This is a genomic window from Lentzea sp. NPDC102401 (assembly GCF_044765805.1).
Classification (GTDB): domain Bacteria; phylum Actinomycetota; class Actinomycetes; order Mycobacteriales; family Pseudonocardiaceae; genus Lentzea; species Lentzea sokolovensis.
Genome location: NZ_JBIWKS010000025.1, coordinates 18,162 through 37,794, shown reverse-complemented (window position 1 = coordinate 37,794; position 19,633 = coordinate 18,162). Strand labels below are relative to the sequence as shown.

Annotated in this window: 18 protein-coding genes and 3 pseudogenes; 12 read left to right on the top strand and 9 right to left on the bottom strand. The window is 66.8% G+C overall.

Annotated elements, in window-relative coordinates:
• The first annotated feature begins 283 nt into the window (after positions 1 to 283).
• The 4 genes from ACIRG5_RS47205 (at position 284) to ACIRG5_RS47190 (ending at position 4,345) form a co-directional block, all read left to right on the top strand.
• Positions 284 to 1,228 (top strand): ATP-binding cassette domain-containing protein, encoded by a 945-nt coding sequence (locus ACIRG5_RS47205; RefSeq protein ID WP_402917950.1) that lies wholly within the window; start codon positions 284 to 286, stop codon positions 1,226 to 1,228.
• Positions 1,225 to 2,022, top strand: a complete 798-nt coding sequence (locus ACIRG5_RS47200; protein WP_402917947.1) for a hypothetical protein — start codon at positions 1,225 to 1,227, stop codon at positions 2,020 to 2,022. The genes ACIRG5_RS47205 and ACIRG5_RS47200 overlap by 4 nt, the downstream gene beginning before the upstream one ends.
• 28 nt (positions 2,023 to 2,050) lie before the next feature.
• A complete protein-coding gene (locus tag ACIRG5_RS47195) occupies positions 2,051 to 2,698 on the top strand; it encodes a TetR/AcrR family transcriptional regulator (RefSeq protein ID WP_402917944.1) in 648 nt (215 codons plus the stop codon).
• Between the two features lie 654 nt (positions 2,699 to 3,352).
• Entirely contained in the window at positions 3,353 to 4,345 is a 993-nt protein-coding gene (locus ACIRG5_RS47190) for a GAF domain-containing protein (RefSeq protein WP_402917941.1), read from the top strand.
• Positions 4,346 to 4,842: 497 nt separating this feature from the next.
• Here ACIRG5_RS47190 and ACIRG5_RS47185 read toward each other — a convergent pair.
• The 4 genes and pseudogenes from ACIRG5_RS47185 to ACIRG5_RS47170 all read right to left on the bottom strand — a co-directional run.
• A pseudogene (locus ACIRG5_RS47185) lies at positions 4,843 to 5,029 on the bottom strand (transposase); the annotation flags it as partial.
• Positions 4,981 to 5,617 (bottom strand): annotated as a pseudogene (locus tag ACIRG5_RS47180) (MMPL family transporter); the annotation flags it as partial. The pseudogenes ACIRG5_RS47180 and ACIRG5_RS47185, both read right to left, overlap by 49 nt.
• A 92-nt stretch (positions 5,618 to 5,709) precedes the next feature.
• Positions 5,710 to 6,168 (bottom strand): hypothetical protein, encoded by a 459-nt coding sequence (locus ACIRG5_RS47175; protein WP_402917938.1) that lies wholly within the window; start codon positions 6,166 to 6,168, stop codon positions 5,710 to 5,712.
• Positions 6,169 to 6,479: 311 nt separating this feature from the next.
• The gene (locus tag ACIRG5_RS47170) at positions 6,480 to 6,800 is read right to left on the bottom strand and encodes a helix-turn-helix domain-containing protein (protein ID WP_402917935.1); all 321 of its coding nucleotides are present in this window, start codon (positions 6,798 to 6,800) and stop codon (positions 6,480 to 6,482) included.
• Between the two features lie 28 nt (positions 6,801 to 6,828).
• On the opposite strand from ACIRG5_RS47170, the gene ACIRG5_RS47165 reads away from it, so the two are divergent.
• Complete coding sequence (locus tag ACIRG5_RS47165; protein WP_402917933.1) at positions 6,829 to 7,263, top strand: hypothetical protein; 435 nt, start codon at positions 6,829 to 6,831, stop codon at positions 7,261 to 7,263.
• A gap of 466 nt (positions 7,264 to 7,729) precedes the next feature.
• On the opposite strand, the pseudogene ACIRG5_RS47160 reads toward ACIRG5_RS47165, so the two are convergent.
• Positions 7,730 to 8,650 (bottom strand): annotated as a pseudogene (locus ACIRG5_RS47160) (SbcC/MukB-like Walker B domain-containing protein); the annotation flags it as partial.
• 80 nt (positions 8,651 to 8,730) lie between these two features.
• Entirely contained in the window at positions 8,731 to 9,399 is a 669-nt protein-coding gene (locus ACIRG5_RS47155) for a hypothetical protein (RefSeq protein WP_402917931.1), read from the bottom strand.
• 506 nt (positions 9,400 to 9,905) lie between these two features.
• Here ACIRG5_RS47155 and ACIRG5_RS47150 point away from each other — a divergent pair.
• The 4 genes from ACIRG5_RS47150 to ACIRG5_RS47135 all read left to right on the top strand — a co-directional run bounded on the left by ACIRG5_RS47150 (position 9,906) and on the right by ACIRG5_RS47135 (position 13,765).
• On the top strand, positions 9,906 to 10,148 hold the full coding sequence (locus ACIRG5_RS47150; protein WP_402917928.1) for a hypothetical protein: 243 nt from the start codon (positions 9,906 to 9,908) through the stop codon (positions 10,146 to 10,148).
• A gap of 100 nt (positions 10,149 to 10,248) precedes the next feature.
• Positions 10,249 to 11,304: a hypothetical protein gene (locus tag ACIRG5_RS47145; RefSeq protein WP_402917925.1), complete on the top strand. Its 1,056-nt coding sequence runs from the start codon at positions 10,249 to 10,251 to the stop codon at positions 11,302 to 11,304.
• Complete coding sequence (locus ACIRG5_RS47140; protein ID WP_402917922.1) at positions 11,301 to 12,680, top strand: hypothetical protein; 1,380 nt, start codon at positions 11,301 to 11,303, stop codon at positions 12,678 to 12,680. The genes ACIRG5_RS47145 and ACIRG5_RS47140 overlap by 4 nt, the downstream gene beginning before the upstream one ends.
• A complete protein-coding gene (locus ACIRG5_RS47135) occupies positions 12,677 to 13,765 on the top strand; it encodes a hypothetical protein (RefSeq protein ID WP_402917919.1) in 1,089 nt (362 codons plus the stop codon). The genes ACIRG5_RS47140 and ACIRG5_RS47135 overlap by 4 nt, the downstream gene beginning before the upstream one ends.
• Positions 13,766 to 14,218: 453 nt before the next feature.
• Here the strand turns inward: ACIRG5_RS47135 and ACIRG5_RS47130 are convergent, their stop codons facing one another.
• Complete coding sequence (locus ACIRG5_RS47130; RefSeq protein ID WP_402917916.1) at positions 14,219 to 14,716, bottom strand: GNAT family N-acetyltransferase; 498 nt, start codon at positions 14,714 to 14,716, stop codon at positions 14,219 to 14,221.
• Between the two features lie 661 nt (positions 14,717 to 15,377).
• On the opposite strand from ACIRG5_RS47130, the gene ACIRG5_RS47125 reads away from it, so the two are divergent.
• Positions 15,378 to 15,611: a hypothetical protein gene (locus tag ACIRG5_RS47125; RefSeq protein WP_402917913.1), complete on the top strand. Its 234-nt coding sequence runs from the start codon at positions 15,378 to 15,380 to the stop codon at positions 15,609 to 15,611.
• 103 nt (positions 15,612 to 15,714) lie between these two features.
• Here the strand turns inward: ACIRG5_RS47125 and ACIRG5_RS47120 are convergent, their stop codons facing one another.
• A complete protein-coding gene (locus tag ACIRG5_RS47120) occupies positions 15,715 to 16,890 on the bottom strand; it encodes an AbrB family transcriptional regulator (RefSeq protein WP_402917910.1) in 1,176 nt (391 codons plus the stop codon).
• Complete coding sequence (locus ACIRG5_RS47115; protein ID WP_402917907.1) at positions 16,890 to 17,738, bottom strand: formyltetrahydrofolate deformylase; 849 nt, start codon at positions 17,736 to 17,738, stop codon at positions 16,890 to 16,892. The genes ACIRG5_RS47120 and ACIRG5_RS47115 overlap by 1 nt, the downstream gene beginning before the upstream one ends.
• Positions 17,739 to 18,213: 475 nt before the next feature.
• On the opposite strand from ACIRG5_RS47115, the gene ACIRG5_RS47110 reads away from it, so the two are divergent.
• Together ACIRG5_RS47110 and ACIRG5_RS47105 are read left to right on the top strand one after the other, a co-directional pair.
• Complete coding sequence (locus ACIRG5_RS47110; protein ID WP_402917904.1) at positions 18,214 to 18,906, top strand: DddA-like double-stranded DNA deaminase toxin; 693 nt, start codon at positions 18,214 to 18,216, stop codon at positions 18,904 to 18,906.
• Entirely contained in the window at positions 18,903 to 19,490 is a 588-nt protein-coding gene (locus ACIRG5_RS47105; protein WP_402917901.1) for an Imm1 family immunity protein, read from the top strand. The genes ACIRG5_RS47110 and ACIRG5_RS47105 overlap by 4 nt, the downstream gene beginning before the upstream one ends.
• Positions 19,491 to 19,633: the final 143 nt, after the last annotated feature.

Genomic DNA, 19,633 nt, shown 5'->3' with positions numbered 1-19,633 from the left:
CAGTGGCGAAACAGAACATCCCGGAGGTGGCGAAGAACGAGCCGATGCAACCGCGTGATGCACGCGCTGACCTACGATGCCGCGCTGCGCAGCGAAGAGCTGTGCTCGCTGCGGACGGTGGATCTCGATCCGGCCCACCGGACGCTGCGGATCAGGGCGGAGACGACGAAGACCCCGGCTGGAGCTCGGCATCAACCGCGTGTTGTTCGAGTAGCTGGTTGACCAGCAGGAGAACTTGCCTCCATTATGTGAGTGAGCGCTCACACGCTTAGGAGGCGGATGGATGGGAGTCATCACAACGGCAGGTCTGACGCGCCGGTTCAGCGACGTCACGGCCGTGGAGGATCTGACCCTCGATCTGCCGGAGACAGGCGTGATCGGGCTTGTCGGGCCGAACGGATCGGGCAAGTCGACGCTGATCCGCATGTTGCTGGGTTTGGTCGCGCCCACTTCTGGTTCGGCGACCGTGCTGGGCGAGTCGATCGCCAGGCCGGGCCGCTATCTGGACCAGATCGGTGCTCTGGTGGAAAGTCCGGCGTTCGTGGCCGGCCTGTCTGCTCGCGCGAACCTGCTGTCGCTGGCTCGGCTTCGCGGATTACCCGGCCGACGGGTCGACGAGGTGCTTCAGGTGGTCGGGCTCACGGGCCGTGACCGGGAGCCGGTGAAACGGTTCTCCCTCGGGATGAAGCAGCGCCTGGGTATCGCGGCGGCCCTGCTCCCGGATCCGAGGCTGCTCGTCCTGGACGAACCGACGAACGGCCTGGACCCCTCAGGCATCGTCGAGGTCCGCGGACTGCTGGCGGACTTGGCGAGGTCGGGCCGAACCGTGCTCGTGTCGTCGCATCTGCTGGCCGAGATCGAGGCAGTCTGCGACTACCTCGTCGTGGTTCGCTTCGGCCACCTCGTCTATAGCGGGCCTGTCACCGATCTGCTCCTGCGGGCCGGCCATCGTCTGGAGATCGCACCCGAGCACGACCACGACACTTGCGCGCTGCGATCTCTGCTCGCCGAACAGGGGTGGCAGGTCGAGGAGACCGTCGGCGGCAGGCTCAGCGTCGTCGCCGAGGAGCACCAGAGTTCGGCCATCAACCGGACCGCGACCAGCGGCGGCATCACGTTGAGGCTCCTGACCCCGATGCGAGGCAGCCTCGAGGACGTGTTCCTCCAGATGACTGGCCACGCGCCTTCGGCAACGCACGTGACCGCCGCGGAGAAGAGGGTTCGATGATCAACGCCACGCGCAGCGAACTGGTGAGGATCCGACGCAAGGGAGTGATCATCGGCTGGCTCGGCCTGATCGTCCTGTTCGTCGCGATGATCAACATGGTGATCGTCCAGGTTGTCAGCGAGAGCTCCGCTCCTCCAGCGGGCGCGCCCGGTGTCAGCTTCCCCGTCCTCGCCGAACTGCGGTCACCCGAGGGCCTGGTCGCGGGCCTGTCGTCGGCGGCAAGCATGCTCGGGGTGGTGACCCTCTCCTTCTGGGCAATAGCCACGGCGAGCGACTACAGCACAGGGCTGATCCGGATACTGGCGTCCGCAGAACCCAACCGCGTCCGGCTCCTCTCAGGCAAGATCACCGCCTTGACGGCGTGGACGGCAGCAGCTAGCACCGTGGCGCTCGTCGCCAATCTGGTCATCGCGCCCGTCGCCGCCCGCGCAGGTGACATCGACGTCTCCGCGTGGGGGCAGGGCCTGGTGCCGACCCTGGCCGGAGCCTGGACGAACCTGTTCTGCACCTTGCTGGTCTGGGGAGTCATCGGACTCGCACTGGCTGTGGTCACCCGTTCGGCCGCCATCTCGATCGCCGTCGGCGTGGGCTACGTACTCGTCGTCGAGTCCGTCATCACCGCGGCCGCCGACACGATCGCCGACTGGATGCCCGGCAAGACGCTCAGCGCCCTCGCCCAGGGGGGCACCACCGACATTCCCTATGCCACCGCGCTGGCGCTCGGGGTGGCCTACACCGCCATCGGAGTCGGGATCGCTTTCACCATCTTCCAGCGCCGTGACATCACGGACTGACAACACGGCGACAAAGGAGGAACCAGTCGTGTCCGCCCGAGGCGACGCAACCCGCGCCAAACTGATCGCCACGACGATCCGACTCGTCAGCGAACTCGGCTACACGAAGACGACAACACGCGCCATCGCCCAGGCCGCAGGCATCGCGGAGGGAACGCTCTACCGCCACTTCCCCGACAAGGCAACGCTCTTCGGCGCCGCCGTTCTCCACAAGAACCAGCAGGTCGTCGACTGGGTCGAGAACCTGCCCGACCGTGCGGGAACCGCCACTGTCGTGGACAACCTCACCGACTGCCTCACCCACCTGGCGGCCCTGCGTACCGACGTCATCCCCCTCGAACTCGCGATTCTCACCGATCCCGAACTCGCCCGTGCCGCCCCGCCTCCCGGATCTCTACCGGGGCCTCCGGGACAACTGGCCCAATACCTCGAAGCCGAACAACAACTCGGCCGCCTCCGCCGCGACGCGGATCCCGTACACACCGCGATCGTCCTGCTCGCCATGCTCTTCGGACTGGCGATCAGCCCACCCCGCTCCCCTGCCGCACACTCCGCGTCCGCGATGCCCACCATCCGCGACGCCGTGGAACTGGTGTTGCAAGGGCTCGACCCACACCCGGCCCGAACGGCCGCCACGACAAAACCGCCACGTGACGAGCACGGCGGCACTCAGTGAATGCTGCGTTGACAGCGCACCCTGAGGACCGCGCCAGTGATCCACACCGTCAGTGGGGGCGGCAAGCCCACGCCGAACAGGAGGTTTGTGGATGTCGCCGGACTCGACGTCTGAGCGAAACCAGATGAACCGCCGCCAAGTCCGGCACGGCGGCGGAACAGCCTCGGCTCAACGCAGGCACCATGGGTCCCGCATCATCCGTGCCGCGACATCTCGGCTGCCCACCATGCAACGCGACGGCCGTGCCTCGATCTGGGATGAGCGCCACCTTCTACATAGCCGTCGTGAATGTCTGTTCGCACCATTTGTCCACTCGCGGGCAACTTCGGCCGGTCGGTTTCTATGAGTTTCCTGAAGCTGCCGAGCCACGGGACGAGTCTCACCGCCCGCACCGTACGTTGACGACCCATCACGTTGACGACTCAACTATTGTGGAATCAGCTTCGCTGACCGGCTGGCGCTGGGGGTTCCGCGGACAGGACGGTGTGACCGGTGAGACCGGATCCCTCTTTGCAGGACCGCTCCAGCTCCACACGCACGGAGGCAGGATGGCGGCAAAAGCTCGCGTTCCTGGTCGCCCACTGGCACCCGTTGCGAGACCCAGAGCACTTGACGAGGGAACTGGTCGAGTTCGCGCGGCTGGCCTCAGACGGGATGACCGCCGCGCTCACGGTTCCGGCGGAGCAACCGGGGTGGTTGCGCATCGCTGTGGCCGAGGGCGGACTGCGGGAATGGGAGGGCAGACTCGTACCGGTGGAGGGATCGGTGTCCGCGCTGGCCATTGAGGCCGGACGAGCGGTCATCATCGATGACGTGGTGCGCGATGAGCGAACAGAGCAGGCGGCTAGATCATCTGCTGTCGGTCCCACCGTGGCGGCACCGATCATCGCGGACGGTGAGATGCGAGGCGTGTTGATGATCGGCAGGCCGCCGGGCAGCCACCGGTTTGCCGACTGCGATCGCGAGATGGCCGACGCGGTGGCCGGTTACCTCGGCTGGGCGCTTCTCGCGCGAGCCGACCCGCAGGATGCGGGTGTGTCGGATCTCGCTGCCGCTGTGCACGGAGAACTGGCGGGCCGGTTGTTCCAGCTGACCGTGGACCTGTGTTCTCTGCGCTCCCTGGTACCAGAGGCCGCGATGGCGAAGATCGACAAGATCATCGCCAGTTCGGACGCCCTCGTCGCCCCGGCTCGAGAAGCTCTTTGTGAGAAAATCTCTCGCTCGAGCCAGGTTCTGCGCGCGCGATCCCGCGTCGTGTCCGCGTTCGGAGCTGCGCTGAGCACTTGCGACCTGGTCGGAAGCGTGCGGATCGACGACTCGACAGCACTGGAAGCAAGCAACACCGTGCTTGACATCGTGGAACGGTGGGTTCCAGTCGCGGTGGCCATTGCGGCCCGGTACGGCCTGGCGAGGGCTGTCGCATTGGACGTATGCCAACGAGACGGGACGATCGAGGCGCAGCTGCGGTACCGCGGCTGGGCTGCGAGCGCCACGGACCTGCCACCTGTTCATCGTCTTCAGACCACCCAGGAAGTCGACACACGGCAAGAACACACCAGTACGCCCGCGGACCACGTGGTACTGCGCCTGGCGATTCCGCATTCTCCTGCACCTCAAAGGGTTTCCCACACCAGCACCGAGCAGTAGCTGGGTGCCCTGCGGAGTGGGAACCGTCGAAATCTGACACCGGCCATCCTCGGCAGTGCTCCAGCCGGGACAGCTGTCCGCGCTGGGGTGTCGAGCATGCGGACCTTCTGAGGCACTGACCCGGCTGCCTCACACAGCGGGCTCATCCCATACCGCACGAACGGTGTGCTTCGCCAGGTCAGCCGCTGAGGTAGCCGCTCTCGCACGTCACACAGAGGGATCAGTGCGTTGGCAAAGCCACCAATGCGACCGCACGACGCGAGCGGCTGACCACGCCTGGAGGAGAGCACGCAGCGGGGTAGTCCACCAAGGAGTCGCCCACTACGCCGAACAGTTCCGCACATCCCACGCTAATAGAGCGCTTCTAACCCTTTTAGGGTAGAGGTGGCGGAGTTTGATGCGTGCGTCGTCGGTGGTGAACTGCCTGCGGACTTGACGCTGTTCGGTGTCGATGGCGTGTTGCCATGCGGCGAGTTCGGTGTCGAGGGTGTCGAGGTCGCTGACGGGGCGGTCGAGGCATTGCCGTGACAGTGCGGACAACTCGATCTCGGCGATATTGAGCCAGGATCCGTATTTGGGGGTGCGGTGGATCTCCAGTCGCTGGGCCAGGGCGAAGGCCTCGCCGGGTGCGAACGCCTCGTAGAGGGAGGCGATGGTGTGGGTGTTGAGGTTGTCCATGACCAGCACCAGTGACAAGTTGCTCCGCGACGGCCACCAGATCCGATGTCGACGGTCAGGGCCGGCACGAGGAACGAGCGGACCAGGAGCGTGTCCGGCAGCACGCCAAAGGCAACGATGAACGCCAACTGCGCGAGGAAGAGGACCTGGAGCACGGCCAGCACCGCGAACGTCGCCGCGAGGACCACACCGGCCGATGTGATGACGCCACCTGTGACGCTCAACCCGCGCTGTGTTCCCTCTCGAGTTCCGATCCTCTTCACTTCCTCTCGTGCCCGCGACATCAGGAAGATGCTGTAGTCGACGCCCGAGAGCCACCATGACCACGAACCCGAACAGCGGCGCGACCGGATCCGCACCGGGGAAGTCGAACAGGTGGTTGAACACCAGCGCGGAGACTCCCATCGTCGCCGCGAACGACAGCACGACGGTGGCGATCAGCACGAGCGGCGCCAGCAGTGACCGCAACAGCAGGGCAAGCACCGCGAAGATCACCACCAGGACGATCAGGATGATCACCAGCCGGTCGCGTTAAGAAGCGCGCTGGGGGGTGTAGAGAAATGTCGCGGTCGATCCACCGACCTTGCCCTCGGCGACAGGTCACCGAAGGCCCCGACCGCAATCTCTGCTCTTCGGCCCCAGGATGCAGACGGAGTGGAACAGTGGTCTGAGTGTGCCGCCCCAGTTCAGCAGGGTGCCCATACGTTCGCTGAGCGGAAGAACATCGTCGCTATGCGCGCGGCGTACTGCAAGAGTTCGACCTCGAGTGGGAGCACGACGACGTTGATAGTCGTGGTGTGGGCGGCGTCAACTTGCGCGGCGATGGAGCGGTAGGCGCATATAGTTAGATCAGCGGACTGTGCAAACGTAATGTCCGGATCAACGTGCAGCGCGACTGCGAACGAGACCACTCGGCGAGGACGTGGTACACCTGTCCACCGACCACGCGCGATGTAAGGCGGCTGCACGGCGGCCCCCTCCGGGATGAGGAGGACATCGGCCGCCATGGGGACATCGGCAACGGTGACCGAATCGGCAACGATCTGTCCGAGCCGGGCCACAACGACATCGCGAGAGCATTCCGCTGTGACGAGGATCGGCAGGATGTGACCAGTCAATCGCGGCATCGTCAGTGCATACCGCACCAGAAGGCACCTCCGCAACCACTTGAACACCGGCAATTCCCACACACAGCCGAATCGCGCGGAGACGCACTGAGGTTCACCCTAGGCCGTGGACACCTAGTGGTCACGCCCGTTAGTTCGTCGGGGGTCATGCCGCGAGTGGCGGGGGTGCGTGGTGGTCGTCATGGCCGAGGCGGGTCAGTAACCGGTTGAGGTCGTCGCGTGTGAAGGTCCAGTCGAAGGGCCGGGCCCGGCCGGCAGACTGGGATGGATACGAGGACGCGCCTGGATTCCCGGTTTCTCGTCCGCGCTGATCACGAAGTCGTTGTCACCTAAGGGTTCCCCGTCCCACATTCGATCGTACAGGTCGAGCACTCTGGCGGCCTTGACCGCGAAGTACGGTCACGGGGAAAGATCCACGACCGATGCTGCCACGGCTTGATCGCGTCCGTGGACAGCCAGCGGCGCACCGTGGAGGCCGACACCCGGTCGCAGATGCCGCGGTCGGCTGCCTCACGGGCCAGTTCCGGACAACTCCACCGGGCCAGAGCGGCACCGGCCTGGGCGGGCGGTTCGCAGGCCAATGCCTTGACCTCGGCCACCACGGTGGCGGGGAAGACTCGTGGCCCTCCGCTGCGGGGCCGGTCAGCCAAGCCCGGCAGGCCATCGCGGCAGAACCGCTTGCGCCACTTGCGGACGGTGTCGTCGGTCGGATTCGCCTACGCGGGCCGCAAGGTCACTCTGCGGCTGGACGGGCACCTGATGCACGCCGTGCTCGACAACGCCCTCGTCGGCAGCTGGCCATGCCCCGTCAGCGCCGACAAGCTCGCCCGACTGCAGGGCGCACGCACACCGTCCAGTCCGCTGCCGCCACTGCCACTGCCCGCCGGATCGCTTCGCGCCCAACGGCGAGTGCACGCCAGCGGCCGCATCCTGGTCGGCGGCCAACGGATCAAACTCGGGCCACGGCACCGCGGCAAGCTCGTCACCGTCGTCATCGAAGACACCCATCTACGCGTCCTGCACGGCGACGAAGAGATCACCGTCCGGCCCCGCCACAACCTCAAACCGATCACCCGGCTGCACGTCACCGGCAAGGGCGTCACGCCCGACTGACGTCAAGCATGTCCCGACGACAAATGGTCAAGCATGTCCTGAGCCCACACACCGACACCCGCGTCACTGAACTCCAGAAATGCGATGCCTTGGGGACATCGCCCTGGCTTTCGAGTGCGGGTGAGTGCTTAGTTGCGAAACATAAGCACTCAGGGTTAAACCTGGAGTCTGCTGTAAGGCTGTTGAGGCCCGTTGACCTGCGGTTTGGCGTAGTTGAGTGCAGTTGAGGTCGGTCGAAGACTTCTTCTATGTGAACTATGGCGATGAGATCGCGCTGACCTGCAGAAATGCGACTCCTGCAGGTTGGCGCGATTCCGTTCAGGTTCGTTGAGGACCGTTCTGGTGCGTCCAGCGCACGACGCTGCTCCCAATCCGCTCCCAGAGCGTGCTCCCACGGCTGCCGTACTGCTTTCGTCGCCGACATGGGCGTCCTGTGACGTAAGAGGAAGAGTCGACCTGGGGGACTTCAGCCGTCTTCCTCTTCCCGCTCGTCGAGTACCTCGTTCCCGTTCCATACGAAGCGGGCTGTGGTAACGGCGTCTTCTCCGTCGCCACCCGTGATCAGCTGATGGATCGCGATGCCGTCCAGTTCACGGTAGGTGCACCACTCGTGGTCCGAGGTGAGCACCAGGTCCAGGTCCAGTGCGGACAGGAGCTCGAAGACCTGGCCGCGGTTGACGGTGTCGACGCCGACGAAGACCTCGTCCAGCAGGATGACCCGCGGTGCTCCGGCGACAGCCTGGTAGTGGGCTGCCACGGCGGCGAACAGGGGTAGGTGCAGGGCGATCGCCTTCTCGCCGCCGGAGAGCGCTCCGTGGAGTTTCTTGGTCAACGGCTGCCAGCCCGTGCCGTTCATGCGGTCGAGTTTCACCACGAACCGGTGCCAGGCGGTGTAGTCGAACACCTGCTCCAGTTGCTGTTCCCAGCCCGCGGCGGACTCGTCGCCCTTGGCCTGCTCGACGCGCTCGCGGAAGAATCGGTGCAGCGACTCGCGATCGGCCTCGTTCAACCGCACAGGATCCTTGAGCAGGAGGTCGCGTGCCGCCTTCGTGCCGACCGGCAGGTCCGGCGAGACTTCCCACACCAGCCGCACCGCCACCTTGGACGCCGTGCGCACGCGCTCCAACCGGGCGTTCATGCCATCGACCAACTCGTGCGCCTGCCGTATCCGGGCGGCGAGGTGGCGGCGGGTGTCGCCGGTGAGGGTTCGGTCGAACAGTTCGCGTTCTTGTGCGGTGATGTCCTCCCGGCTGCGCTCCGCGTCGGATCGGAGCCGCTCGAACAGCGCCGACGCGCCGATGCGCATCCCGTCCACCATCGCGGAGAAGACCTGGACGTCCTCGTCGGAGTCGAGTTCGAGGTCGGCGCGACCACCGAGCACCTCGCGTGAATACTCGGCACCGCCTGACGGCGACTCTCACGCGCACACGCGCAAGTAGGGACGGGCGGCCGCGATCACCCACAACCTCAGGCGCGGAGTGCAGGTGAGGGAGTCGCGCTCTCGGGCGGTAGCACCGCGTGCCCTGCCTTGCGCAGCAGGTCCTGTACGCGCTCATCACCGGCGGAGCTCGGCCTGGGGATGGCTGGTGCGGAGGTGTGCTGACTCGGCCGTAGAAGACTCAGGTAGATGGTCTCGTGTACGACGGCGACCCGCCCGCGGCCGGGAAGCGTCAGCGTGGCGTGAACTCGCAGCAGTTGCTGGCGGCCGCTCTCGTCGGGGCCTTCCGTTGGGTCGGCGATGTGGGTATGCCGGCGCACCGAGTAGCGCCTGAGAATGGCCCCGAGTGGCAGTTCGTGCTGGTCAAGTGCTCTTCGTGCTTCTTCGGGGAGTCGCTGCCGGGCGATCAGCGCGCTGACGTGCGCGACGACGAGCGGGGCGGACGCGGGGATGGTGGCGCTCAGCGAGCCGGCGCGGGACAGCACACGCAGGGTGCTGTCGTGCAGCCGTAGCGCGTGGCGTTCGCGTGTGGTGGGCGGACGCAGCTCGTGATGGTGCAGTTGGTGGTCGAGAGGGATACGCAGCCACTCCTGCAACGTCGCGGTGAGTTCGTCGGTGTTCTCGATCAAGTCGATGAGACCGTTTCGCGCCGTGATCTCGGCGGCGGTCAGCTGGTCGCGCAACTGCAGCGTGGTCATGGTGCGGTCCTGTCCCCCTGGCGCTCTTCGGCCACCTGTCTCGGTCGCCCGCGGCGCCGTGACGAGAACTCGTTCAGGCACCGGTGTGCCCAGGGTGCGCTCACGCGGCGGTCCGGACCAAGGGTGCGGGGCAACTCCGCGAACCTGATCACGCGCCGTAGCTCTGAGTAGTCGTGTTCCGCGATTTCTGCATTTCCCTTGTGTCTCTGTTGACCTCACCTGGCCTTATCGTGCATGGTCGCAGTCACGTTCAGTGCATGGCTGCTGGGCGGGTCGGGCGCTACGAGCGCGGGCGCGGTGTGGGAACCGATGGGTCGCACGGTGCGCGAGGTGTCCGGCCGGCACGTGGGGTGCAGTTGTGGGGCGACCACAGAGGTCGGGGTCGCGGCTGGGCTGTCGCGTGCCGTCTCCGGTTCTTCGTGAACTGGATCCGCGCGCGGGCGCATCGGCATGGTGATGATGTCGTCTTCACCGTGGCGATGGTCCGACCTACCACGTTGGGGGACGTGGAGATGCTGCTGCTCAGTCAGCAACGGCACGACGACGGTGTGCCGGGAGCCGGTCCACCGCTTCAACAGATCACCGCCATGGACGAGTCGGCGGCCGCCGCGATCAGCCCGATCACGCTGCTCGCGGCCGGTGTGCTGGTTGTCCTCGTTGTGCTGCTGGCCTGGCTTGAACCAGGCAGTGGCGCGACGACAGCAGGGGATCTCCGTGTGCGCCCATCGGAAGCGCCGCTGCGCGGCTGACGAACGTCTAACTCTGCCCTGCTGGTCAGCTCGTCGCTGGCGCATGCCGCGATTCGTGCTGGTCAAGGGCTTCTTCTGTCTGGATCGGGGGATCATGGACATGGCTCTACGACGGCGTTTCATGCTCGGCGGTGTGGTCGGTGCGATGCTGCTGGCCACGGCGTGTACCGGCGTGGGCGGTGAACAAAAGCCGCGGGACAACGGTGCGCAACAGCAAGCCGAGTACCAGGTCGAGCCGGCGGTGCCGGAGATGTACAAGGCGAAGGCACTCGCTGACAGCAAGAACCGGGCGATCGACGCGTGTGGGCTGCACGACCCGGAAGCCGCGCAGAAGGTGACCGGCGACCAGCCCGACGAGATCGTGCCGGGCAGCTCCGGCTTGAACGAGTGCGACCTGCGCACGCACAAGGGCGAGTTCGAGGCCACCTGGACCTTCTACCTGGAAGTCGGCACGCTCTACGACGCCTCGGCGCGTCGCGATGACGCGCCGGAGAAGCTGGGCGGGATGGACGTGTTCGTCTCCGAGGAGGAGCGGACCTGCACGGTCTCCAAGCCGCTCGACGACAACTACGCGGTGCAGATGCGGGCGAGCGCGTCGGTCAGGTCGGACGAGAAACCGGCGAAGCCCGCGTGCACGGTGGCGCGCGAGTACGTCACCGCGCTGGCGCCGATCTGGCAGGACATGCCCAAGCACGGTTCCGGTCGCACAAAACCGGAGTTGACGCTGGTCAAGCTGGATCCGTGCAAGGCCGCGTCCGCCACGCTGGACCTGTTCGAAGAGGCGCAGCTCGAGACCGGCGGGCCGATGTCGTGCACGGCCCGGTCGGGAAAGGTGACAGCGCCGCAGAAGCGCGACAAGGGCGTCGGCCGGCCTGAGGTCACCGTAGCGTGGACGATGAACACCGACCCGTCGAAGCTGGTCAAGGCCGATGGCGACACCGCTCGCGCGATTACCGTCGACGGCCGCAAGGCCGTGCTGTCCAAGGGAAGCCTGGGCTGCACCACCTACATCGTCTGGGACGACCAGATCAAGGTCGACCAGGACAACCGCGTCGACGACGACGACCTCACCCAGCAGATCCGGGTGCAGACCGCGACATGCGACAACGCCGAAGAGGTCGCGAAGAAGATCGTGGCGAAGGTAGCCCAGCGATGAACCGCCGCCACGCCCTTACTCTCGCGATCTCCTCACTGGCCGCGCTGCTCGGCGGCTGCACCAGCATCGTGTCCGGCACACCGGCACCGCAGTCCGACCCGTCCGGCTCCAGCACGTCGACCAGCGGCGGCTCGTGCGCCCGAAGCGAAAGCCCCGACCGGTGCGTGGAGTGGCAGGACACCAAGCCCAAAAGCGGTCAGGAACTGCTCGCACAGGCGAAGCAGGACCCGCTGGTCACGGCGCAGATGCTGTGCTCGGCGGTCCCGGCCGCGGTGTGGGACCGCTATCTCGGCGCCGGGCACTACCGGGTGATCGACGAGGGCCAGTCCTGCACGATCAGCTCCGACGACACCGCGAAGACCCCTGACGGCAAGTTCGCCCCCGTCATCGAGGTCCAGCTCTACCTCTCGCCCACCGACACGATCGCCCGCGACCTGCAGATCCTGCGCAGCCGCAAGGACACCGCGGCGATGGTCACCGAGCTGACGCTGGCCGGCAAACCGGTCATGCGGGTCGGCGCGGCCGAGGACGCCGACGGCAAAGGCCGCGACAAAGAAGAGCTCAACGTCGCCGTGCTCGGCGACGTCGCCCAGCCCGGCGCACTGCGGATCCGGCAGAGCATGCGGCCACCCGTGGCCAGCCCTTCGACGCGCCGCTCGACCGGTCCAAGTTGGACACCATGTGCGATCCCGTCGTGGCCGAGTTTCTCAAAGCCCTTTTCCCATAAGCCTTTGTCCTACATCTCGGGGGAGATCATGACTATCAGAAACGCAGGACGGGCGGTGCTGGCAATCGCCGCGGTCACGACCGCATGTCTGTCCACAGTGCCCTCCGCGCACGCGGCGGCCGCGACGCAGGACCGCAAAGTGATCGAGCTGGGGGACCTAGACCCACGGGCGGACGCGAAGTCGGTGAACGCGGCGTTCGACCCGTGCGCGGTCGGATGGGAGGCCATGCCGCCCGAGGTGCGCCCGGCCGAGAACACCAAGCCCAAGCTGCGCGCCCCGGACAAGGACGATGCCTTTTCCACCGCGTGCCGTTACGACAACGGGGACAAGACAGTCGTGACCACCGAACAAGGCGGCAAGCCTCAGCAGGGACGCAACTTCATCGTCCTGATCGCGTGGGCGAAGCCAGGCCTGATGTCGACGGCGCAGTCCGACCACAAGGGATCGCAGACCACGCAGTTCGGCTCGAAAACGGGGCTGCTCAAGGCAGGCACGAACAACGCCAGCAAGGAAGCCAGCTGCACGGCGCTGCTGCCCCTGGCCAACGGTTCCGCCGGCGTCGGCATCACCAACGGGCGCTTCACCCAGATCGACACGTGCGTGATCGCCAAGGCGATCGCGACGGCGATCGCTGAGAAGACGCCGTGACGGCTCAGTTCTCCGGCGCCGTCACGGTGATCTCCGGTGACAACGTCGTCGTCGCTCCGGCCCGCACGAGTGTGCACGCGCGCCCGGAGACCGAGTTGGAGAAGACGCAGCCCATGCCGCCGCTCACCACGACGAGGCTGGTGTTGCAGGCGATCCGGATCTGGCTGGCGTTCCTGCGGCGCGGGGACGCGACGGTGAAGCTGCTGCTGGCCGGGATCCTGATCGCACTGGTGGCGATCCTGCTGCGCCAGCCCGGTGCCGCGGTCTCGGCGGCCGGGCCCGTTGAGGCGCCCGCGCCGAGCGCCACGACGTTCACGCCCGCGCCGCCGATGTCCCAACGGATTCCGGTTGTGGCACAGGAAGATCCGGCCGCAGTAGCGCCGCAAGCGGTCGGTGGGCGGGCACTCGCCGCGTTGCCGGCCGCGGTGGTGGGCGCGGTGGTGCCCGAGGTGTTGCGCGATCCGTCGCCGGGCGCCGAACCCGGTGCCGTCGTGCTGCACCCCACCGACGCGGTCGCGGTGTACGCGGAGCCAGGCGGTCCCCCGGTCGCGAAGCTGCCACCGTGGCAGCTGCTGTCACCGACATGGGTGCCGGTGATCGACCGCCGGCCAGGCTGGGCATTAGCGCTGCTGCCCGCGCAACCTCACAGCGGCGGTGCCGCGGCCGCGGGGTGGATCTACCTGAACCCCACCGTGCAACTGGCCGATGCAGGGATGCGCATCGAGCTCAACGCCACGACCGGCGCTGTGACCGTGCTCGCCGAGCTGGGCCGGGCCGAGCCTGAGAACTCCGTCCTCGGCCGTCCTGTCTCGGGCCACCCGACGGCCGGGCGTTCGGGAGCTCGCAGCTTTGTCGCCATCGGCGCGAGTACGGACGGGGTGCCGTGGTTCCTGCGGCCGCTGCTACCCATCGCCGTGAACGCGACCAGGTTGTGCTCCGGGTTCCTCGGCGGGGTCAGCGTTCCGGGACTGCCCGCGACGTCGGTGCTGGGCGCGCTTGACGGCGCCGGGTGCGTGCCGGTCCCGCCCGCGCTCTGCCAGGCTCTCGCCGACGTGCCCGCCGGTACCACTGTGGTGATGCGCTAACGCGAGGCGCGGAAACGGAATCAGCGCCAGACAACGCACGGGGTTGATAGGACGTGACCGCGTCCTATCAACCCCGTGCGTGCATCAGCTGCTCGCCGGCTCGCCGAACTCCGTGCTGTACCAGGAGAACAGCACCAGATCCGCCTTCGGCCGGTCTGCCCGGTTTCCGCACGTCGCTGCCGGAATCCGAGCCGTCTCCGCCACGCGGGCAGTACAGGGCATCTCACGCATCGTGCCGCACGGAGGCTGCGTCGCGGTCCCTGAAACGGGTGATAGCACGCGATGTCTGCGAGTTCTTTGGCTCGGTCGGTAACGGCACGATGGTCGGCTGCGACGTATCTGACGATGGCTCGCATGTCCGCCCCCCGGCGTGCGGGCCTTCTTCATGTCACCACGCGTTGCGCGGCATGAACACAGGAAGATCAGGCAGACACCGGCATGTTGGTGTGCGGCTCAGTCGCCCTCTCGAGGTGCAGCGAGCGGCCGCAGCATCACCAGGCCCGACACGAGTCCGGCATCCGGCATCGAGAACCACACGTGCGAACAGCTGCTCAAGAGCAGGGCTCGCGCCGCTGTGTTGGGGACGAGCAATTCGACGGTGGCGTGATGCCAGCCGGCGCTGACGGTCTCGTCGCACATCGCACGGACCAGGTGCGCACCCACGCCTCGGCGTTGCCACGCGTCCTCGACCAGGATCGCGAACTCGGGTCGGTCCTCGTGGAAGTGAACGGACCCGACGCCGATCAGGTCGTCGCCGCGCCACGACCCCAACCCGATCGCGTTCTCACGGCGCACAAGAGACTCAGTGAACGTGCGCAGCGCCGGGGCCGCTGTGCCGAAGCGCTGATGCAGCGATCGTGCCGAGCACCTCGCGAGCATCCGCTGCAACGCTGTGCCGTCCGCCGCGGTGAGTCGCCGCACGGCTGCGGAGTTGGTCGCGGTCTCACTCATCGAGTACCTGCCTCGACGTCGGGCGCGCCGCCCGGAGAGATCTGGAACCGGCGTGCATCGGCCAGGCCGTCTCCCGCGGAAGTGCTGTCGGGCGAGGGGAAGCCTGGCGCCGTCCGCGGGATTGTCGTTGAGATCGTCCGGGAACCAGGAAGGATCGTCGCTCCTGGCAGGTGAGGCGAGCGCGCCGGGCACCTGCTCCCAACCGCGCGCTGGTGGGTGATTGGCCTGAGCCCTCCGCGCCGCAATGTGAGCCTGTCGCGCGGGTCCGGCGTTGGATCATCGTTCACGGTCATCGCACTCCCCCTGTTGTCGCTGCGCCGAGCCCAGGCAGGCGTGAAGCGTGCTCAAGAGAGGGCGGGGGAACATCATCAGCACGCCGCACGAGCCACTAGAACGCCCGATCCGGCTGGACACCATTTCGAGCGACAGCGTCTAGTGCACCGTGGTCTGGCACCATCCGCACGATCCCATACAGGAGCGCGCACAGCCGCCGACACCTGCAGGAAACGCGAATCGACTGGCCCCTGGGGATGACACCTGACGCGACCGTTGGGAAAAGTGGAGCCGACCTACTCGCCGACCACACCACCTCAGGTATGGTTGCGTTCGCAAACACTCGATTCGTGAGACTCAACTCGGCAGTGACAAAGGGACGACCACCATGCATCTGACCATCGACGAGGCCCGAGGACTGCCCGCCGAGGAACTCGCGCACGAGCTCGATCGCGACGCCGCGGACTGGCAGAACCGGATCGACGAAGGCCGCATGACAACCGACGACTGGACCGCCCATGGAGTCTTCGCTGCGACCCGCGAACTCGTAGATCTCGGTGTCCTGTTTCCGATCGCTGAGCACACGGACGGTTCGCCGGATCGCAGCGCCGGCCACGGATGAGCGCTCGATCGCGCCGCGTCCACGCCGAGGTCTCGGCAGCCCCGTGGCCAGATCTCCGGGTGCAGTGGGGTGCGCGGCCGACCCGTGCTGTGCCGCTGCTGGGTCAGCCGTGCTCCGTTGTGCCGGACGAACTGCCGGCATTTCGAGACTGCCAGCGTTTCAAGCCGCGGATCAGCAAAGGCACGACCAGGGCGACGACGAACAGCCGCACGCATTGAGCGGTGGACACCACCGTCATGTCGGTCCCGGTCGAGGTAGCGGTGGCCAGAACTGCGGTGATGCCTCCCGGTGTCGTTGCCAAGTAGGCGTGGGTGAAGCCGACGCCTGTGAGGGCCCCGAAGACCCAGGCGATGCCCGTGCACGCCACGCACACCGCGACGATCGCGCCGATCAGATGCGGGAGCACGGAGATAGACCTGCGCAGGCGGGTCCGGCTGAAGTGTCGCCCGGCTTCCAAGCCCGTCAGCACAAGCACGGTTTCCTCCAGCAAGCCGTCCGGCGCGAAACCTCTCGCGGTACCGGTGAAGGTGACCACCACGGTCAGGACAGCCGCTCCCAGCAGCGCGGGGGCCGGCAGCCGCAGCCTGTTGCCCAGCTGCGTGCCGAGAACACACACCGCGGTGAGCACAAGCAGAGGGGACGCGCCGTTCGGCCGCTCCACCAGGTGCCCCATGTCCGGCCAGACGAACACAGACGTCGGCACGCGGGACGGGTTCTGCGCGTGCGTGCTCACCGAGATGACGAGCAGCGGCGCTGTGAGCGCGACCAGCGCGACTCGCAAGTACTGTGCGAAGGCGACGTGCCAGGCGTCGGCGCCGAGTTCGGTCGCGCTCGCGATGATCGATGCGGAGCCTCCAGGAGTAAGTCCGAGCAAGGCGTCCAGCGTGCTGACTGTCGAGACGCGTGCCAGCAGCATCGCGGCCAGCACGCACACACCGATCGTGGCGACTGTGGCCGCCAAGGACGACAGCACGACGTCGGCAGCACGTGCGAGCGTCTCGGGATGCAGATAGCTGCCCATGAGCACACCGATCAGCGCGTGAGACGTCCGCGTTCGCCACGCAGAAGGCACATGTTCGGCCCTGCTCAACGCGGCGGTGGCTGCGCCCATCACCGTCGCGATCACCAGTTGAGGCGCTGGCAGGCCGAGCGCCTCCCCCGCGCGGCCCAGGATGATGCAGACACCCGTAAGAGCCAGACCGATCGCGATCCGCGGGACGCCCCTGGCCGTCTCTCGCAGCGCGGATCCCGAACCGGTGTCCGTCGTGGCGAGTGACATCAGAAGATCACCGGGTGCTGGCCGTGCGGGATGACGCGTCCCGCGCACAGCAGGCGGATCGCCTCGGCCATCGCGAGCATCTCGGCGTCGCGACCGGCTTCGGCTAAGAGGCCAGGGCTGACCTGGCCACGTTCGACCGGCACCGACTTCTGCACGAGGATCGGCCCCTCGTCGACGCCGGCGGTCACGAAGTGCGCGGTCGCGCCGACCACCCGGACGCCTCGCTCGTGCGCCTGGTGGTAGGCCCGCCCGCCTACAAAGGCGGGCAGCAAACTGTGGTGCACGTTGATCATTCGGCCTGCGAGCTCATCGCACAGCGAACCCGACAGCACCTGCATGAAGCGCGCCAGGACGACCAGGTCCGCCTGGTGCTCGTGGACCAGGGCAAGCAGTTCCCGCTCGGCGGCGTGCTTGTCCTGCGCCCACCATCCGATGTGGACGGACTTCAGACCATGCGCTCTTACCTTGGCGGCGTGACGGTCGTGGTTGGACAGCACCGCGGCGATCTCGCCGCCCAGTACTCCATCCTCGTGCCGTGACAACAGGTGCGTCAGCACGTGGCCCTGCTGTGAACACAGCACCAGGATCCTCGGACGCTGATCGTGCCGATGAACGGTCCATCGCGCTGCGCGGTGCTCAGCCGAGAACGCGCCGAGGTCGCGCTCCAAGGCGGCGAGCGCCCCAGGACCCGCGGCGAACTCGCCACGCAGAAAGCCAGAGCTCCCCCGGACCTGGGTCTCGATCTCCACCTCGGGTCCGCCCAGCGCGTCGGTATTGGTCACCGTGCGCACCAGCCCGATCAGCGTGTTGCTCGGCGCCGCCACGGTCAGGACGTGTCGGCCGGTCATGCCGCGCCCCTGCTGGATCGCGACCACGGAAAGAGTGGTTTCGGCAGCGCCATCGCCACCAGCGTCGCGGTGCTGACGACGCCCACTGTCAGCACCACACCGACCCCCGCCATAGCCACGGACGCCCCGGCGGCGATCACAGCCCGCCGAACTCGCTTGTTACTCACATTGTCCCCCTGGATCGCTGTTCGGTCCCCACCCTCACGCCCGCAGCACGCAGAGTCACGACATCGAGGGCAAGATTGCGAGAAGGATCTTCACCTGCAGCAACGCGAAGGCGTCCGGCTGCACTCAGTGACTGTGCGTCGCGATCCTCGAGTAGGAGCGGTGGACTGTTGCCAGGTGTAGGCCGGGCGGGAGCCGCACAGTGTCACCTCCAGTCGGCCGACCTGCGGGTCCGCCGACTGGTTGCACCTCGTGCGAGAATCGGAGCGCGTCGGGGAAGGGGGTCTGCGTGCCGTCTTCGTTCGGAGACGTGTCGGCGCAGTTGGATCAGGTCACGGCGAAGGCTGAACAGGCCATCTCCGCGTTGGTGCAGGCGTCTGAGCTGGCAGAGGGCGCTGGAGAGCTGATCGAGTCGGCGATAGCGGGCACGACAGAGGAAACCGAAGCCGCGCGTGTGCTAGCGATCTTCGGCAACCTGCAACAGGAAGCAACGGCACTGATCAACGCGCTGCGTGAAGCGCTGGACCGTGTCGCCCGCATCCGAGGCACCTTCGACGTAAAGCCTGCGGCGGCCCCGTCGGGTTCGGGCCGGGCGTCGTATTCGGGTCGGCCCCTCTACGAGTCGTGGGCGCAGCAGACGCGCAACCAGTTGCCGATGCACAAGACCAGCGGCATCTGGCGCGACGCTGACGGCAACTCGGATCTGGTGCAGAGCGGGCGCGAGGAAGACGGCGAACATGAGAAGATCAACGAAAACCTGATCGAACAGGGACTCGTCAAGCCGAACCGCCACGTCGAGGTGAGCAAACACGTCGAAACGAAGGTCGCTTGGCGGATGCGGCAGAGCGGCGTCGACCGTGTCGAACTGGTTGTGAACATGGAAGTGTGCGACGGCTCGATGTCGTGCCGGAAGTTCCTGCCGTTCCTGCTCGGGCCAGGTCAAACGCTGGTTGTACACGACCCGGTAAGTTCGCACACATTCCGGGGAAGGGATGCGGTTTGAAGCACACGCTGGACTTCTACTTCTACGCGCCAGGAAACCGCGCGAACAGGCCTGTCGCCGTGCGGTCGGAATCCGACCTTGAGCGCACCTTGAAGGCCGTCCTGAACAACCGGCAGCCGCACCCGACCCAGGTTACCGGGCGTGAGTTGCCGACGTTCGGACCGGCAGAGATCCCCACCCGCCTGTTCAAGATCGACACCTCCTGCACGGGTGAGCATGCTGCCCTCCACTACGCCGGCCCCGCCGACCCGCGAACGGCGGCGGCAGTCGTGGAAGCGTGGATGCTGGGCGCGGCAACGGAAGACGACCAGGTCTTCTCAGAGCAAATTTACGACCTGGTGCGCGCCAACGTCGCAAGTGCCGCGCCATCCGACACGGAACCCGACGATGCCGCCTGGGTCACCCGTATTACCGATGAGGCGCCGCAGGACGTCCCCACCTTGTACATCGACAAGGCGAACGAGACGGAGTTCCCGCGTGACGCGATCATTCCGATGCCGCTGCTTCGCTTGGCGTTGCTTGAGTTCCAGGTGACCGGCCTGCGTCCCGAGTGCGTGCAGTGGCAGCCGGTCGACGTCTACTGATCAGAGCATTTGAACACGCCGCACATGGTGTATGCGACGTTGTAGAGCAGTTCGCAGAGCATGCTGTCCCTCCTTCCAGCGCAGGAGCGACCGACGCAACAACCTGACTGTGGCCGACGTCTGAGAGTGCGACAACCCTGAGC

Excerpts from the sequence above, each read along its gene's own strand:
- ACIRG5_RS47145 (WP_402917925.1), top strand. The coding sequence starts at position 10,249 with ATGGCTCTACGACGGCGTTTCATGCTCGGCGGTGTGGTCGGTGCGATG.
- ACIRG5_RS47190 (WP_402917941.1), top strand. The coding sequence starts at position 3,353 with ATGACCGCCGCGCTCACGGTTCCGGCGGAGCAACCGGGGTGGTTGCGC.
- ACIRG5_RS47200 (WP_402917947.1), top strand. The coding sequence starts at position 1,225 with ATGATCAACGCCACGCGCAGCGAACTGGTGAGGATCCGACGCAAGGGA.
- ACIRG5_RS47120 (WP_402917910.1), bottom strand. The coding sequence starts at position 16,890 with ATGTCACTCGCCACGACGGACACCGGTTCGGGATCCGCGCTGCGAGAG.
- ACIRG5_RS47115 (WP_402917907.1), bottom strand. The coding sequence starts at position 17,738 with ATGACCGGCCGACACGTCCTGACCGTGGCGGCGCCGAGCAACACGCTG.
- ACIRG5_RS47140 (WP_402917922.1), top strand. The coding sequence starts at position 11,301 with ATGAACCGCCGCCACGCCCTTACTCTCGCGATCTCCTCACTGGCCGCG.
- ACIRG5_RS47205 (WP_402917950.1), top strand. The coding sequence starts at position 284 with ATGGGAGTCATCACAACGGCAGGTCTGACGCGCCGGTTCAGCGACGTC.
- ACIRG5_RS47130 (WP_402917916.1), bottom strand. The coding sequence starts at position 14,716 with ATGAGTGAGACCGCGACCAACTCCGCAGCCGTGCGGCGACTCACCGCG.
- ACIRG5_RS47125 (WP_402917913.1), top strand. The coding sequence starts at position 15,378 with ATGCATCTGACCATCGACGAGGCCCGAGGACTGCCCGCCGAGGAACTC.
- ACIRG5_RS47155 (WP_402917931.1), bottom strand. The coding sequence starts at position 9,399 with ATGACCACGCTGCAGTTGCGCGACCAGCTGACCGCCGCCGAGATCACG.